This window comes from Pygmaiobacter massiliensis, assembly GCF_900199435.1.
GTDB classification, from domain to species: domain Bacteria; phylum Bacillota; class Clostridia; order Oscillospirales; family Ruminococcaceae; genus Pygmaiobacter; species Pygmaiobacter massiliensis.
In genome coordinates, this window is the sequence record NZ_OAML01000003.1 from 450,159 (window position 1) to 463,425 (window position 13,267).

The window sequence follows — 13,267 nt, forward strand, 5'->3', positions numbered from 1 at the left end:
AAAGATGCGGTTGATACGATTGCATGATTATTGCTGTGGATTCAGGCTCCAGACGCAGTCCGTACGGTTTTTTCCGTCACTGTATTTGGTGGCACCGGATTCAAACAAAACCCAGATATGGCCGTCGGGCCCACTGGCGAGAGCTTCGGTCATGGGCATCGCTGTAAGTTCGGCTTTTTTACAAGAAGAATCCAAGACGAAAGCAGGTATGCTGTTGCCCCCTAGCTCTAAAGTAGTATCGGGTGCTTCGGTCAGCGCAACGTCATACGCCAGCAAAGTGGCATCAGATTTGCGGCCGTAAGACTGGCTGAGCCAAACGGTTTGGTCATCTGCCATGGTCATACCTTGAATGCGGTCTGGTGCTGCGAGGATAAAATCGGGAATTGGATAAGCGGCATCGCTTGCTTTGGGTAATGCTTGGCTGGCGTCTAGCCGGTAGCCGAGAATATAGCACCCATAATCACCATCGGCACTCGTGGTCGTTTGATTGAGCAGCGTCGGCAGCCCGTACTCTTGAGATGGATGATAAAAATTACCCAGCCACAAAATGCCTTGCGAATAATTTAAAAACGAGGGCGAAACAGGAACCGTTATTTTTTGCTGTACCACCAAATCGTGGCTGCCTTCTTTTGCAAGCTCGCTTAAAGGAATAGCCGCAATGCTGTAACTGCCGTCATTATCCAGTGCTGCGGAAACATAAAGCGTCGTATCAGTAACGGCAACGCCGCCTACATGGCTGACAAAAGGAGTTCCGTCAGGATTATAGAGATTATACTCCGCAATAAAAGTGTTATCGGCACTGTCTAGCACCACAAGGGCCGAGGGAAGATCGGCGATATAATAACCCGAAATGTATAACCGACCATCAGACTCGGAAAAATCCATCCCTTGCGGCACCAGACCTTCTTTCAATCCGGGAATTATCCCGCAAGGAGAGGCCAAAGCAAGAAAATCCTGATAAGCAGAAACTTTCTCGTAAGACTTTTTTCGTACTGTGGATTGCTGTGTCATACGCCAAGAATTAGCGTCCGAAACAGCAGATGAGACGGTGGAAAGGCTGCTTGGGGGCGTGCTTGAGGTAGCACTGGTACAGGCCGACAAAAACAAAACACTGGCAACTGCCGCGCACAGGCTAATTGCCTTTTTTAAATTATGAGATAACATGGTATCGTCCTTTCCTGTGGTTTACTCTAAAACCGAAAATTCTTCTTGTCGATAGGCTCGGGTATGTGCTTCTTGACCGTTTGTAGAGAACACGGAAAAATAAACATAGGCGGCATCGGTAGGAATTTCAAAGTCTGCACTGGTAATCAGTCCGCCTCCCACATCATAACAGGACTTGGTGCGCTTTAAGCTTTGATGCATGACTACCCGTGCGGCGGGCGAGCACTCCAGATGTGCTTTTTGGCCACAAATCTCAAGTGCAGTAATAGCCGGACCGGTCGAGGCATAAAAACTTCCGGATTCGAGTGCCTCGATTATCGCAGGATAAGTAAGCTCTTTTGCAAGAATCATTGTCCAGGCCCCAAAGGAGTCTGACAATAAATCTTTAAAAGGGTGCTTGTTATGATTGTCATCACTGCCATGGCAGTACCAAAACTTGTTTCTTCGCAGCAACATATCATATAGCGCCCCATTGGCTTCGTGGCCACTGATACGCTGCGAACTGGTATTGAAAATTTCGAGGCTGAAACAACCTTCGTATGCTAAGATGTCCGCGATATCTTCCATCGACCAGCAAGGGTGGTTATAAGTAACTAAATAACCGTTTGCTCGCGCAGTATCAATAAAGTATTGAATGTATTCGCGCGTATACTTACGGGAGCCTTGTTGGCCTGCTTGGGGGTAGGCGGCTGCTTGCGCAGAGCTTAAATATTTGCAAAAAGCAGAATCATAACAGATGAAAGTTGTGTTGTGCGGCTCTTTGGCAAGCAGGTTTAAATGAATTTCTGGCCCGTAAGGGTCAAAAACGCCCTCCGCAGAAGGGCGAATATAAGCCTCGTACCCGGTGAGCAATAAAAAATCAGGGGTCGCAAGTGCGCTATGGTCCCAAGGGGCTTCGTGGTCTGTAATAACGAGCACCGAATAGCCGTGCTCACGGTAGGCGGCAGCCAAAGCTTCGGGTGCTAATTTGCCGTCAGAAATTGTGCTGTGCGAGTGCAGGTTTGCCTTATACTGAGGTGCATCTTTTATAATATAGTTCATACATAATCCTTTCTATTAAAGGAACGTTTTTTTGCTTGACAAATAAAACTGCTTTCTGCTACCATTGAACCAAAATTTCACATTTATAAAATTGCGGAGAGAAGGAACTGGGTTGAAAGAAAAGCGCTTGCGCCAGATACTGGGGGCATTGCAAGAAAGCAAGTACCTTACGGTTTCACAGTTAGCGGCGAAACTTGCCATTAGCACCTCTACCTTGCGCAGAGATTTGGACGAGCTGGTACGCCGTGAATTGGTTGTACGCAGCAAAAACGGCGTCATTCCGGCATCAGAAATGCGTACGGATACCTCTGTCAGCTTTCGCACCGGGGTAAATGCCCAGGCAAAGGTAGCTATCGCAAAAGATGCCGTAAAACTAATTAAAAGTAACAGTGTGATTTTTCTTGACTCTTCCTCTACCGTTTTAAATATGGCCAACTACCTTTATCGCGTCCCGAATGTGGTGGTGGTCACCAATAGCCTTATGGTGGTGGCTCGCTTGCGCGGCAGCTCAATTCCTGTTTATTTAATCGGCGGGCAAATGTCAGAACGGTCTCATGCCTTTATGGGGCCGCTGGCAGAACAGGCGGTACAGGAGTACAATTTTGACTATGCGTTTTTTTCTCCTGTCGTCATTACGCCACAAGGGTACGCAGCAGAAACAACCGTAGAAGCAGCCTCTATGCGCAAGGCCGCATTAGAACGGGCACAATGCGGGGTGCTGCTTTGCGATTCCTCCAAAATAGGTCAGCACCGTGTTTATAATCTGGCACATATCAATGACTTTCGGTACATTGTTACAGACGACCCGGAACGCCCGGACAATACCACAGCAACCGTGCTGAGGGTTAAAACGGGAGGGCTTAAATAATGTATAAAGAAGAACGTCTGATCGGCACACTTTCTCTGATTGAACAAAAACGTGTAGTTACCATTGAAGATTTGGCGAATGAGCTTTACATTAGCCCATCTACCGTGCGCCGAGATTTGGCGGAACTTGCAAAACGTGGGCTGATTGCACGCACTTCGGGCGGGGCTGTGGCAGTTACCGAGATGAAAAAGAACGATTTGATGGGTGAAATATCAGGTATACTGCCGGTTGAAAATGCGCTGGGTGCCCGTGCGGAAAATTTAATTCCGCAAAAAAGCACTATTTTTTTATCTGCGTCGCTGCCGCTTTCTATGGTACCGCCACTGGAGAATCGACCCAACTTGCGCGTGGTAACCGATAGTGCCCAAATTGCCAATTCGCTTTGTGGCAAAGGGGTGCAAATTTTTTGTACCAGCGGTACCTATCTTGCCGCACAAGATTCCTTTACCGGGCGGCTGGCAGCAGAATTTGCATCCAAATTTCAGTATGATTTGGTCTTTTTATCCTGCGATGCATTAACACCGCAGAAAATGCTTACTTATTATGATTTTAACACAATGCAGGTAATTGACGCGGCAAAACATTGCGCGCAAAAAATGGTGTTGTTGTGCGACAATACTCAGGTCGACAAATATGCCGGATGCAGCGTTTTGGCACTCAAAGAAATCGATATTGTGGTAACTAATGTACCAGAGTATTTTCAGGATTTTACCGGAATCGTAATCGACACTAGTACGCCCATAGCAAATTAGGTTTAAAAAGTAAAATGGCGGCTGAATTCAGCCGCCATTTTTTACTTCATTGCAGCCTTGGAATAGCCGGTCATCATATATTTTTGGAAAATCAAAAACAGAATTACCACCGGCAAAATAGCGAGCACAGCGCCAGCCATAATTTGGTGATAGTTAGAAACCGATTGCCCGGCAAAAGTATTTTTTAGCTGTGCAAGGCCTACTGTAAGTACGCGGCGCACTTCATTTTTGGCAATAATTTTGGGCCAAAAATAAGCATTCCACCCATTTGTAAAGGTAACGAGCGTCACGGTAAAGATTGTCGCTTTGCTCATGGGTACCAGCACATGTGTGATGCAGCCCAGCCGTCCTAAACCATCAATACGTCCGGCATCGGTGTAGCTGGGGTCGATCGAAAGAAACGTGTTGCGGAGCATGAAAATATAATATGCAGAAACAGCCTCTGGCAAAATCAGCCCTAAAAAGGTATCGCAAAGTCCCCAGTTAGAACACATGATATAGATGGGAATAAAAGTGACCTGTAGAGGAATCATCAATGCGCCCAGCACCAAATAAAACATTACGTTTCGGCCTTTAAAGTCGCCGCGTGCAAACCCGTAAGCTGCCAAAATGCCGGTGGTTACCTGTAAAAACAAAATGCCCGCAGTCATCACGATGGTATTCCAGTAATACTTGAAAAAGTTGGCACGCTTTAGCACATAAGAATAGTTTTCAGGGTGAAAGCTATGAGGAAACAGGGTGGGGATAACCAGCTGAACTTCCTGTGCGGATTTTAAAGAGGTGGCAATCATCCAATAAATAGGGAACAGCATGATCAGCGTGACCAGAATAGCCACCACCCATTGCATATAGTACCACGCATTGTGCGGTTTGCGTGGATTGTGGTCTATAGTTTTTTCTTTCTTCATAAACGTGTCCTTTCGCTTAGGAGTCATAGGTTACTTTGTTGTTAGAATACTTCATGGTTGCTATCGTGATGGTGAGAAGAATCAGGAAGAACATCACAGCAGAAGTAGCAGCCCGGTCCATACGGAAATCTACCATTGCATATCGGTAAATTAAGTAAACGAATACTTCGGTAGACCGCGAAGGCCCGCCAGAAGTCAAAATATCCACAGACTGGAAGACTTTCATAGAAGAAAGGAATGTGGTGACAAGCAAAAACAAGGTGGTGGGCGAAAGCAATGGCAGCGTAATGCGGAAGAACTGCTGCCGTCCGTTGGCACCATCCAGTGAAGATGCTTCGTAATAATCCTTAGAAATTCCTATCATAGCGGAGAGGTAAATCATCATGCCGTAGCCGATGACGCGCCAGCCCGTAAGCATAAGAATAGAAATCAGTGCGGTGCTTTTTTGGTTCAGCCAATCTACAGGCTGTAGCCCTACACTTTTAATCAGATAATTTAAAACGCCCGAATCGGTATTCAATATCCATAAAAAAACAACCGCGGCAGAAGACATCGCCACGTATTTCGGCATGAACACGATAGCCCGCATCAAACTGAACGAGCGGGACATGCGGTTAAACAGCAGGGCAAAAAGCATACCGCCCACAATAGTGACCGTAAGCTCACCGAGAGAATATAAGAAAGTGATTTTTAGTGAGTTCCATAGATATTTTGCGCCGGTGCCGGTAAATAGCCAAATCCAGTTTTTTAACCCTACAAACTTCCAGGTATCGTTGAGTAGATTCCAGTCGGTGAGACTAATCTGAAATAGCTTGCAGATAGGGTAATAAGTAAAAACAGCCAGCAAAACCAATGCCGGCACAACAAACATAAAATCTCCAATTTTAGAGCGGGTCCTTGCGGAAAGGCCCCGCTTCTTCTTTGGTGAAGAAGCGGGTGCTCGCTCTGCAAGAACTGCCGTAGAAGATGTATTTGCCATGGTTTCAAATCCTTTCCCCAAAAGGGTAATTCTACGGTAGTATAGTTACGCTTTAAGAATGGTCAGCCAAAATTTCGTCAATCTCGACTACCATATCGTTGGAACTCTTTGTGACGTCAGATTTCTCAAGCATAATCTGATCCATGTAGTTCTTCCAGGTGGTAGCGAGTTCACTCCATGCGCCGCTCTGAATGCGCGGATTCACCAGGTTCAGATTGTCAAAGATGCACTGGAACTCGGGTTTCTGCGTCAGGAAGTCTTTGCCTTCCTGTGTTTCGAGTACGGATTTACGGGTGGGCAGGTAGCCGGTGCCTTCGGCCCATTTCATGTTGACTTCTTTGCCGCACAGGTACTGCAAGAAGACCCAAGCTGCATTTTTGGTTGCCTGATCATTTTTGGAAGGAATGCCGAGTACACAGCCGCCAACCTCGGAATTTTTATCTCCGGTAGAGCCAGCGGGGTACCATGCCATACCAACTTCAAACGAGCAGTTATCTACATAGTTATTATAGAGAGAAGAGGTGTGCAGAACAGAGAAGCATTTGCCGTCATAGAAATTCTGACGCATCACAGCCGAAGCATCTTCGCCGGAAGCCCAGTAGGCAACGCCCTCATTGCACCAATCCTGCAGTTGCTGGGTTACTTTCAGCGCTGCATCGCCATTCAAATCGCAGGTATTATCCTCATTGATGATATTAACGCCTTCGTTGAGGTACAGCGTTTCAAAATACCATTGGTCCCAACCGGGGAACACTGTGCCGTAAACAGAGGTAGAACCATCGGCTGCTTTCTGGGTGGCGGATTCAAGGAAAGCACCAAAATCGGTGATTTTATCGGGGATGGTGAGACCTCTTTCTTTCGCCATATCTTTGTTATAGTAAATTACCTGTGTAGAATGCAGGAAGGGCAGAGAAACCTGTTTGCCATCATACTGTGCACTTCTCAGCAAGCCTTCAGCAAAATCGTTTGCGTCATAGCCGGTGCCTTTAATATATGGATCCAGGTTTTCAAACAGGCCGGATTCGCCGTAAGAGGCAACATAGTCGGTATTGGCAACCACTACACCAGGCAACCCGGAGCCAGCGGCGTTTGCAGCCACAAGGGCCTCGTTGACATCTTTGTACTTGCCGATGTACTGCGCTTCCACAGTAATCATGTCTTGCGACTTGTTGAAATCATCCACAACAGATGCAACCAGCTCGTCGTACTGAGACTCGAGTGCATGCCACCAGACGATTTTGATGGGCTCGGTAACGGCGTAGTCGCCGCCTGCTGCCGAAGAGGCTACCGAAGCTGCAGAGGAAGCGGGAGAAGCGGGGGCGCCAGTAGACCCGCTGCATGCGGTCAGCAACAAGCTTGCTGCCATCGCGACGCAGGCTACTGACTTGTAGTTGCGCAGAAAACTCTTTTTCATGTTTTTACTCCTTTTCCAATTTAAAGCTGTGCTAATCTAAAATGCGGGGATTGCTAATATCTCCAGCATCTTGGTTACTTTTTTGAGGAAAACCGGAATCTGCATGCAAGTAAAAGATTGTGATAAATTTGACACATTGTTTAAAATTTGATATCCACAGTATAGCTTTATTGGAATAATTTTACAATATCTGGTTTCAATAATGATTTTGTTCCAAAAATACGCAACATTTTGAAAGGTGCGAGTTAAAATCGTCCATCTAATTGTGCAGAACACCAAAAACTATAACACTATTGCGCTACTGTAAATCGAAGCATTGAAAACTGGCCGAGGCAGTGTTAAACTCTTGTTAAATTCTCGGTCGGCAAAGCGACAAAAATCGCGCTGTCCGCCAAATCAGAGAAGGAAAGAATGCGGCAAAATGGATACGATTAAAATTAATCGCAAGCAGGTAAAGATGGTCGCGCACCGAGGGTTAAGTGGCTTAGAAAAAGAAAATACCTGCTCAGCTTTTGTAGCGGCAGGTAATCATGCAGGATATTATGCAATAGAAACAGACGTACACCGTACAGTGGACGGCCAGTTTATTATTTGTCACGACGATGACACCGCCCGAGTAGGCGGTGACAGCCTTATTATAGAACAAACCACCTTTCAAACACTGCGACAGTTGCAATTAATGGATACGGATGGTACACGTGGGCGGGCCGACTTGCGCCTCCCTACCTTGGCCGAGTACGTTAATATCTGCAAAAAATATCAAAAAGATTGTGTCCTGGAGCTAAAGAACGAATTGAAAGCGTCAGATATTTATAAAATTGTAGCAGAGGTTGATAAGCTGCAATATCTTGAGCATGTCATCTTTATTTCGTTCCAGCTGAAAAATCTGGTCGCATTGCGCCGCCGTTACCCCGAACAAGCCGCGCAATACCTGTTAAACAGTTGGGAATCCGGCTCTATAAACACCTTGAAAAAATATCATCTCGACCTAGATATTCGCCACAGTGCGCTGACGCCAGAAATTGTGCGTGAGGTGCATAGTGCCGGGTTGCAAGTAAATTGCTGGACGGTGAACACCGAAGCGGAAGGCAATGCTTTGGTAGACATGGGGGTCGATTTTATTACCACAAATATTTTGGAGTGACTCTTTGCACGCGAGATTTCTCTGAATGATATTTGGCTTTTCTCCAAAAAGCAACACACCCCAAAAAAGCGGCAGCCTACGCCCATCGAGAGCAGGCTGTCGCTTTTTGTACAAATCAGATAACCTCTTGTTCTTTGCAGCGTTTTTTACGCCTCGCATGCAAGGTTTGCTCTTCTGTAAGCTCGCCGGTATATTTTTTGAATACGCCGAAAAGAAAATAGGAAGAAATAAAAATAGCCAGTCCAATCCATACAAAGAATACTCCGCTTAGGTAATAAATACCCACACTGCATAATCCCCAGCATACCCAAAGCGTAATTGTAACGGGCAGGTTGCCCATTGCCATGATAAAAGAGTGGGACAAAAGCTTTTTAAGCGGAAAATCAAAGATTGCAAGCAATGGATAAGTATAAAAAAAGCAGCTGAAAAAGATAAAAGACACACAGCAAATTACGCTGAGAATCAGTAAGGCGCCAAAACCTTCGTTATGAGAAAGGTAATATTGCCAAGCGAGCCAAAAGTCGCAAACCAAAAAAGCTGTACCAATTAGTTGGATGCCCCACAGGCAGGTCGCCTTTTTAAAACATTTGCGAAAAGCTGTAAAGAAACCATGCCAAACCGTGCTTTCCGTATCGTTGACTTGATGAATTGTAAAGTTGTAAAATGCTGTTATTGTAGCACCTATGGTAAAAACAGGAAGACTGGTACATACCCATAAAAGACTAAGACAAACCAGATCCGCCAATTTGCCAATGAAGCTCCAAAATTTATTTTCCGGATTAAACAGGGGAATCATTTGCGACATCTCCTTTTGAGGATAAACCAAGAGTCACTTAATGCTCTTTTGCTTATTATAGTCGGAAAGAACAAAAAAGGAAATGTTTTCTAATTTTATGCAAAGAACATTGCCTACAGAAAAGAAAAAGAACGGAGCAACCGCATGATAACAACCGAAAATAGGTTCAAAAGCTGGTATCAACAAGAAAAAGAAAAGCTTCGCGCGCTTTCCTGGAAAAAACGGGTCGGCTATCTGCTGCACTATTACCGCGGTTGGCTGATTGGGCTGATAGTGCTTATATGTGTCGGCTTTTACATTGGGGATATGGTTGCACAAAGCCAAAAAGAAGTAGTATTGCAAGGCTTTTTTACAAATGACGAATGGAATCTTTTTTCGGCGGAAGAACTGCAAAAAGATTATCAAACGACCTTATCCCTACAAAAGAATCAAAGTGTAGTTTTTGATGATTCTCTCTATATTGATCTTGGGGGAAAGGCCAGCGATTATACTGCTGCAAGCAATGGCAAAATTATCGCGTACATGGCAACGCACGAGCTGGATTTTATTGTAACGAGCAGTGAAGTGATGCAGCATTATCAAGAGTTGATCCCGCTCAAAGACCTAAATGAAATATTGCCGGACGATTTGAAAAAAGCATTACAAAATAGTTTGGTTCCCACCTTTAAAGATGGCAAGACTGTTTGCCTGGCGCTGGATATGACACAAAGCCGTTTCGTGGCAGGCATTGGGGTGGACCAGGACCCAGCCATTACCGATACCTACTATTTGCTGGTGCCAGCCAGTGCGCCGCATACCGCTCAGCTTACGGACTTTATTCGATATTGCTTTAACTGAACTTTAATAAAAAGATAATCCAGGTACCAGTACGCTACAAGCATGGCAGATTGGTGCCACTGAAACGAATAGGAGGAAATCCCAATGACACTTTGGAAGCAGATTTCAGATTATTGTGCTTCATGGTGCACCGGTGCGATTATAATTCGTATGGTGAGCGCGCTGATTATCGGAATCGTTGTTGGCTTGGACCGTGGCATGAAGCGCCGCGGGGCCGGCATCAAAACACACACGCTGGTTTGTTTGGGCTCAGCCCTTGTAATGCTAACCGGTCAGTTCATTTACATGACGACAAACGGCAGCAATTATATTGATCGGTTGCCAGCACAAGTTATTAGCGGTGTTGGCTTTTTGGGTGTGGGTACCATTATCGTCACCGGGCGCAACCAAGTGAGAGGGCTTACTACCGCGGCCAGCTTATGGACCTGCGCTTGTTTGGGCCTTGCGGTAGGCATTGGGTTTGTAGATGGTGCCCTAGTAACGCTTTTGCTTGTGATCTTTACGTTGAAAGTGCTGAGTTGGGTGGATGAAGAAATTCATAAACGCTCCAAAGTGTTTGATGCTTACATAGAATTTGATAGCAACAAAGGGGTAAGTACATTTATTGGTGAAATGCGAAAGTTGAAAATAAAAGTGGTGAATTTCGAAATAGGGAAAAGCAAAATAAAAGGAGAAGGACCAAACGCCGTGGCGACCCTGGAGATGGAAGATGCCCGCGGCAGAATGGAATTGCTAAACCAATTGCGCACGCAAGATTATGTGCGTTATATGGAAGAGCTTTAGCACCAAGTAAAAGAAAAGAGGAAGCGGATTGGACCGAGAGCAATTGTTACGCGATACCCGGCTTTTTGTGCTGGATATGGACGGTACTTTTTATTTGGGCGAGACGATTCTGCCGGGGGCAGCAGATTTTTTGAAAGCCACCCAAAAAGCAGAAAAACACTATCTATTTTTTACCAATAACTCTTCTCGTGCGCCCGAAGATTATATAAACAAACTGGCCAAGATGGGGTGCCCTATTTCACGCAGCCAAATTATGACGAGTGGCGATGTGACGATTAGATATCTGCGCAGCCATTACCCAGAGAAAACAGTTTACTTGGTTGGAACTCCACCTTTAGAAGAAAGCTTTCGTCAAGCGGGAATTCGGCTTATTCAGGAACAACCCGATATTGTAGTAGTGGCTTTTGATACAACGCTTACCTATCAAAAGCTTTCTAATGCTTGCACCTATATCCGCAATGGTGCGTTGTTTTTGGCAACCCATTTAGACATTAACTGCCCTACGGAAAATGGGTTCATTCCTGACTGCGGCAGTTTTTGTGCGGCAATCACACTTTCAACCGACAAAAAGCCAACCTACCTCGGAAAGCCATTTGCAGAAACGGTAGAGATGATTTTAGACCAAACAGATTGCTCTCGAGACCAAATTACTTTTGTAGGCGACCGGCTTTATACCGACGTTGCCACCGGAGTAAATAATGGCGCCCGAGGAGTGCTGGTGTTAACGGGCGAAACCCGCAAGGAGCAGCTTGAGAGTGCTGAAATAATCCCCGATGCGGTATATGATTCGTTAGGAGAAATGGCACAGATATTAAATACATTTAAATAAAGCAAAGCAATTGTAGCCGCAACGGCTATACTGATGCAAAAAATAAACCAGAAGCGGAGTACCCGATAAAGTTCGAGGACTCCGCTTCTGGCTTTTATACAAACAAATTTAGTTTTAGCGAGTGTACTGGTTCGGGTGTTTGTGCTCGTCCGTCTCGTTGCTGTACTGGTTCGGGTGTTTGTTTTCACTCTCGCTGCTGTACTGGTTGGGATGCTTGTTCTCGCTCTGGTTGCTGTACTGGTTGGGGTGTTTGTTCTCACTCTCGCTGCTGTATTGGTTCGGTTGTTTGTTCTGGCTATTCTGGCAGTTTTTGCTGTTCTGGCTGTTCTGGCTGTTGCGATTGTTAGAATTGTACATTTAAAAGACACTCCTTCAAAATAAAATTTGGTTGGTTGACTTATGGATAGTTTGAAACGATCCGTTTACAATATTCCCGGAAAAAGAATAAATATGTAGCGATGAGGAGTAGAAGATGCTTTTTGTAAAAAGCGGCAACATCCATACAATGGAGCCCACAGGTACATTAAAAGCAGATTTACTGGCAGTAGACGGCAAAATTGTAAAAATAGCCCCAAACCTACCGGTACCGGAAGGTGCAGAGGTATGGGATGCAATCGGCCTTGAAATTTATCCCGGCTTTATTGATTCGCACAGCCACATTGGCATTTCAGAAGACAAAATAGGAAGCGTGGGAGACGATTGCAACGAAAAAACGAATCCCCTTGCGCCTAGTTTGCGGGCGCTCGATGCCATTAACCCAATGGACAGCGCTTTCCATAATGCGGTAGCAGCGGGTATTACAGGGGTTATGGTGGGGCCGGGCAGCTCTAATGTGGTAGGCGGGCAGTTTGCTTTTATCAAAACAGACGGACGCAGCGTTGAAAAGATGACGCTGCTCGCCCCGGCAGCCATGAAAATTGCTTTTGGCGAGAACCCCAAAAAGGATTACGGCGGCAGCGGAAAGGCCCCCATGACCCGCATGGGGATTGCAGCGCTGCTGAGAGAAGAACTGTTTCGCGCGCAGCGATATTTAGAAAGCCAGACAAAAGGAGAAGGCGAGCCTGACTTTAAACTGGAGTGCTATCGTCCTGTGTTTGAAGGACAAATTCCGCTGAAAGCGCATGTACATCGCGCAGATGATGTTTTAACTGCGATTCGCATTGCCAAAGAGTTTCACTTAGGGCTAACGCTCGACCATTGTACCGAGGGGCATTTGATTGTGCAGGAGATTGCCGAAAGTGGGTTTCCTGCCATTGTGGGGCCTTCACTGGCTTCTCGCAGCAAAATAGAGGTGGAGGAGGCTGATTTTAAAACAGCAGGAGTTCTAGACAAAGCCGGGGTGCTGGTAGCGCTGACTACAGACCACCCGGTAACCCGGTTGCAATATCTGCCTATCTGTGCAGCGCTTGCGGCAAAAGAGGGGATGGGCCACGAGGCGGCGCTGAGGGCGATTACAATCAATGCGGCCCGCATTTGCAGGCTGGAAAACCGTTTGGGCAGTTTAAAACCAGGTAAAGATGCCGATTTTATTATTACAGACGGCGATCCACTGGAGATTAAAACGCAGGTGCTTGCCACTGTGATGAACGGTAAAGTAGTTTATCACAAAAAAGACGGCAAAGACATATGGGCAAACACCAACGATGCAGGCTAGTAAAGTGCGGTGGTCAGCTGTTTGGACAATGTGCCGCGGCTGTCCATTGTGAGCAAAAATGACCGGTGGTACAATAAAAGAAAGAAGATCTCGTGAAG

Annotated in this window: 14 protein-coding genes; 7 read left to right on the plus strand and 7 right to left on the minus strand. The window is 45.9% G+C overall.

What is annotated here, in order from left to right; translation table 11 throughout:
• Positions 1 to 27 precede the first annotated feature (27 nt).
• Both C1A11_RS06760 and C1A11_RS06765 read right to left on the minus strand, forming a co-directional pair.
• The gene (locus C1A11_RS06760) at positions 28 to 1,164 is read right to left on the minus strand and encodes a hypothetical protein (RefSeq protein WP_102049730.1); all 1,137 of its coding nucleotides are present in this window, start codon (positions 1,162 to 1,164) and stop codon (positions 28 to 30) included.
• Between the two features lie 21 nt (positions 1,165 to 1,185).
• Positions 1,186 to 2,205: a PHP domain-containing protein gene (locus tag C1A11_RS06765; protein WP_102049731.1), complete on the minus strand. Its 1,020-nt coding sequence runs from the start codon at positions 2,203 to 2,205 to the stop codon at positions 1,186 to 1,188.
• A 112-nt stretch (positions 2,206 to 2,317) separates the two neighbouring features.
• Between C1A11_RS06765 and C1A11_RS06770 the strand changes: the two genes are divergently transcribed.
• On the plus strand, positions 2,318 to 3,073 hold the full coding sequence (locus C1A11_RS06770; RefSeq protein WP_145995734.1) for a DeoR/GlpR family DNA-binding transcription regulator: 756 nt from the start codon (positions 2,318 to 2,320) through the stop codon (positions 3,071 to 3,073).
• A complete protein-coding gene (locus C1A11_RS06775) occupies positions 3,073 to 3,825 on the plus strand; it encodes a DeoR/GlpR family DNA-binding transcription regulator (RefSeq protein WP_102049733.1) in 753 nt (250 codons plus the stop codon). The genes C1A11_RS06770 and C1A11_RS06775 overlap by 1 nt, the downstream gene beginning before the upstream one ends.
• Positions 3,826 to 3,866: 41 nt before the next feature.
• Here the strand turns inward: C1A11_RS06775 and C1A11_RS06780 are convergent, their stop codons facing one another.
• From C1A11_RS06780 to C1A11_RS06790, 3 genes are read right to left on the minus strand one after another with little or no spacing between them, the layout of a single operon-like run.
• A complete protein-coding gene (locus C1A11_RS06780; RefSeq protein ID WP_242965861.1) occupies positions 3,867 to 4,733 on the minus strand; it encodes a carbohydrate ABC transporter permease in 867 nt (288 codons plus the stop codon).
• 16 nt (positions 4,734 to 4,749) lie between these two features.
• A complete protein-coding gene (locus C1A11_RS06785; RefSeq protein ID WP_102049735.1) occupies positions 4,750 to 5,712 on the minus strand; it encodes a carbohydrate ABC transporter permease in 963 nt (320 codons plus the stop codon).
• 52 nt (positions 5,713 to 5,764) lie between these two features.
• The gene (locus C1A11_RS06790) at positions 5,765 to 7,126 is read right to left on the minus strand and encodes an ABC transporter substrate-binding protein (RefSeq protein ID WP_102049736.1); all 1,362 of its coding nucleotides are present in this window, start codon (positions 7,124 to 7,126) and stop codon (positions 5,765 to 5,767) included.
• A 421-nt stretch (positions 7,127 to 7,547) separates the two neighbouring features.
• Here C1A11_RS06790 and C1A11_RS06795 point away from each other — a divergent pair, with 421 nt between their 5' ends.
• The gene (locus C1A11_RS06795) at positions 7,548 to 8,270 is read left to right on the plus strand and encodes a glycerophosphodiester phosphodiesterase (RefSeq protein WP_102049737.1); all 723 of its coding nucleotides are present in this window, start codon (positions 7,548 to 7,550) and stop codon (positions 8,268 to 8,270) included.
• 115 nt (positions 8,271 to 8,385) lie between these two features.
• Here the strand turns inward: C1A11_RS06795 and C1A11_RS06800 are convergent, their stop codons facing one another.
• The gene (locus C1A11_RS06800; RefSeq protein WP_180950272.1) at positions 8,386 to 9,066 is read right to left on the minus strand and encodes a YesL family protein; all 681 of its coding nucleotides are present in this window, start codon (positions 9,064 to 9,066) and stop codon (positions 8,386 to 8,388) included.
• 144 nt (positions 9,067 to 9,210) lie between these two features.
• Between C1A11_RS06800 and C1A11_RS06805 the strand changes: the two genes are divergently transcribed.
• The 3 genes from C1A11_RS06805 to C1A11_RS06815 all read left to right on the plus strand — a co-directional run bounded on the left by C1A11_RS06805 (position 9,211) and on the right by C1A11_RS06815 (position 11,515).
• Positions 9,211 to 9,903, plus strand: a complete 693-nt coding sequence (locus C1A11_RS06805) for a hypothetical protein (RefSeq protein ID WP_102049739.1) — start codon at positions 9,211 to 9,213, stop codon at positions 9,901 to 9,903.
• An 84-nt stretch (positions 9,904 to 9,987) separates the two neighbouring features.
• Positions 9,988 to 10,686, plus strand: coding sequence for an MgtC/SapB family protein (locus tag C1A11_RS06810; RefSeq protein ID WP_102049740.1), 699 nt, complete (start codon positions 9,988 to 9,990; stop codon positions 10,684 to 10,686).
• A 28-nt stretch (positions 10,687 to 10,714) separates the two neighbouring features.
• Positions 10,715 to 11,515, plus strand: a complete 801-nt coding sequence (locus C1A11_RS06815) for an HAD-IIA family hydrolase (RefSeq protein ID WP_341458136.1) — start codon at positions 10,715 to 10,717, stop codon at positions 11,513 to 11,515.
• Between the two features lie 114 nt (positions 11,516 to 11,629).
• Here C1A11_RS06815 and C1A11_RS06820 read toward each other — a convergent pair whose 3' ends face one another.
• Positions 11,630 to 11,872: a hypothetical protein gene (locus C1A11_RS06820; RefSeq protein ID WP_102049741.1), complete on the minus strand. Its 243-nt coding sequence runs from the start codon at positions 11,870 to 11,872 to the stop codon at positions 11,630 to 11,632.
• A 115-nt stretch (positions 11,873 to 11,987) separates the two neighbouring features.
• Here C1A11_RS06820 and C1A11_RS06825 point away from each other — a divergent pair, with 115 nt between their 5' ends.
• Positions 11,988 to 13,169, plus strand: a complete 1,182-nt coding sequence (locus C1A11_RS06825; RefSeq protein ID WP_102049742.1) for an amidohydrolase — start codon at positions 11,988 to 11,990, stop codon at positions 13,167 to 13,169.
• Positions 13,170 to 13,267: the final 98 nt, after the last annotated feature.

Bases quoted from the DNA above. Each gene is read 5' to 3' on its own strand.
- C1A11_RS06810 (WP_102049740.1), top strand. From the start codon at position 9,988: ATGACACTTTGGAAGCAGATTTCAGATTATTGTGCTTCATGGTGCACC.
- C1A11_RS06820 (WP_102049741.1), bottom strand. From the start codon at position 11,872: ATGTACAATTCTAACAATCGCAACAGCCAGAACAGCCAGAACAGCAAA.
- C1A11_RS06800 (WP_180950272.1), bottom strand. From the start codon at position 9,066: ATGATTCCCCTGTTTAATCCGGAAAATAAATTTTGGAGCTTCATTGGC.
- C1A11_RS06785 (WP_102049735.1), bottom strand. From the start codon at position 5,712: ATGGCAAATACATCTTCTACGGCAGTTCTTGCAGAGCGAGCACCCGCT.
- C1A11_RS06795 (WP_102049737.1), top strand. From the start codon at position 7,548: ATGGATACGATTAAAATTAATCGCAAGCAGGTAAAGATGGTCGCGCAC.
- C1A11_RS06765 (WP_102049731.1), bottom strand. From the start codon at position 2,205: ATGAACTATATTATAAAAGATGCACCTCAGTATAAGGCAAACCTGCAC.
- C1A11_RS06775 (WP_102049733.1), top strand. From the start codon at position 3,073: ATGTATAAAGAAGAACGTCTGATCGGCACACTTTCTCTGATTGAACAA.
- C1A11_RS06790 (WP_102049736.1), bottom strand. From the start codon at position 7,126: ATGAAAAAGAGTTTTCTGCGCAACTACAAGTCAGTAGCCTGCGTCGCG.
- C1A11_RS06780 (WP_242965861.1), bottom strand. From the start codon at position 4,733: ATGAAGAAAGAAAAAACTATAGACCACAATCCACGCAAACCGCACAAT.
- C1A11_RS06805 (WP_102049739.1), top strand. From the start codon at position 9,211: ATGATAACAACCGAAAATAGGTTCAAAAGCTGGTATCAACAAGAAAAA.
- C1A11_RS06760 (WP_102049730.1), bottom strand. From the start codon at position 1,164: ATGTTATCTCATAATTTAAAAAAGGCAATTAGCCTGTGCGCGGCAGTT.
- C1A11_RS06825 (WP_102049742.1), top strand. From the start codon at position 11,988: ATGCTTTTTGTAAAAAGCGGCAACATCCATACAATGGAGCCCACAGGT.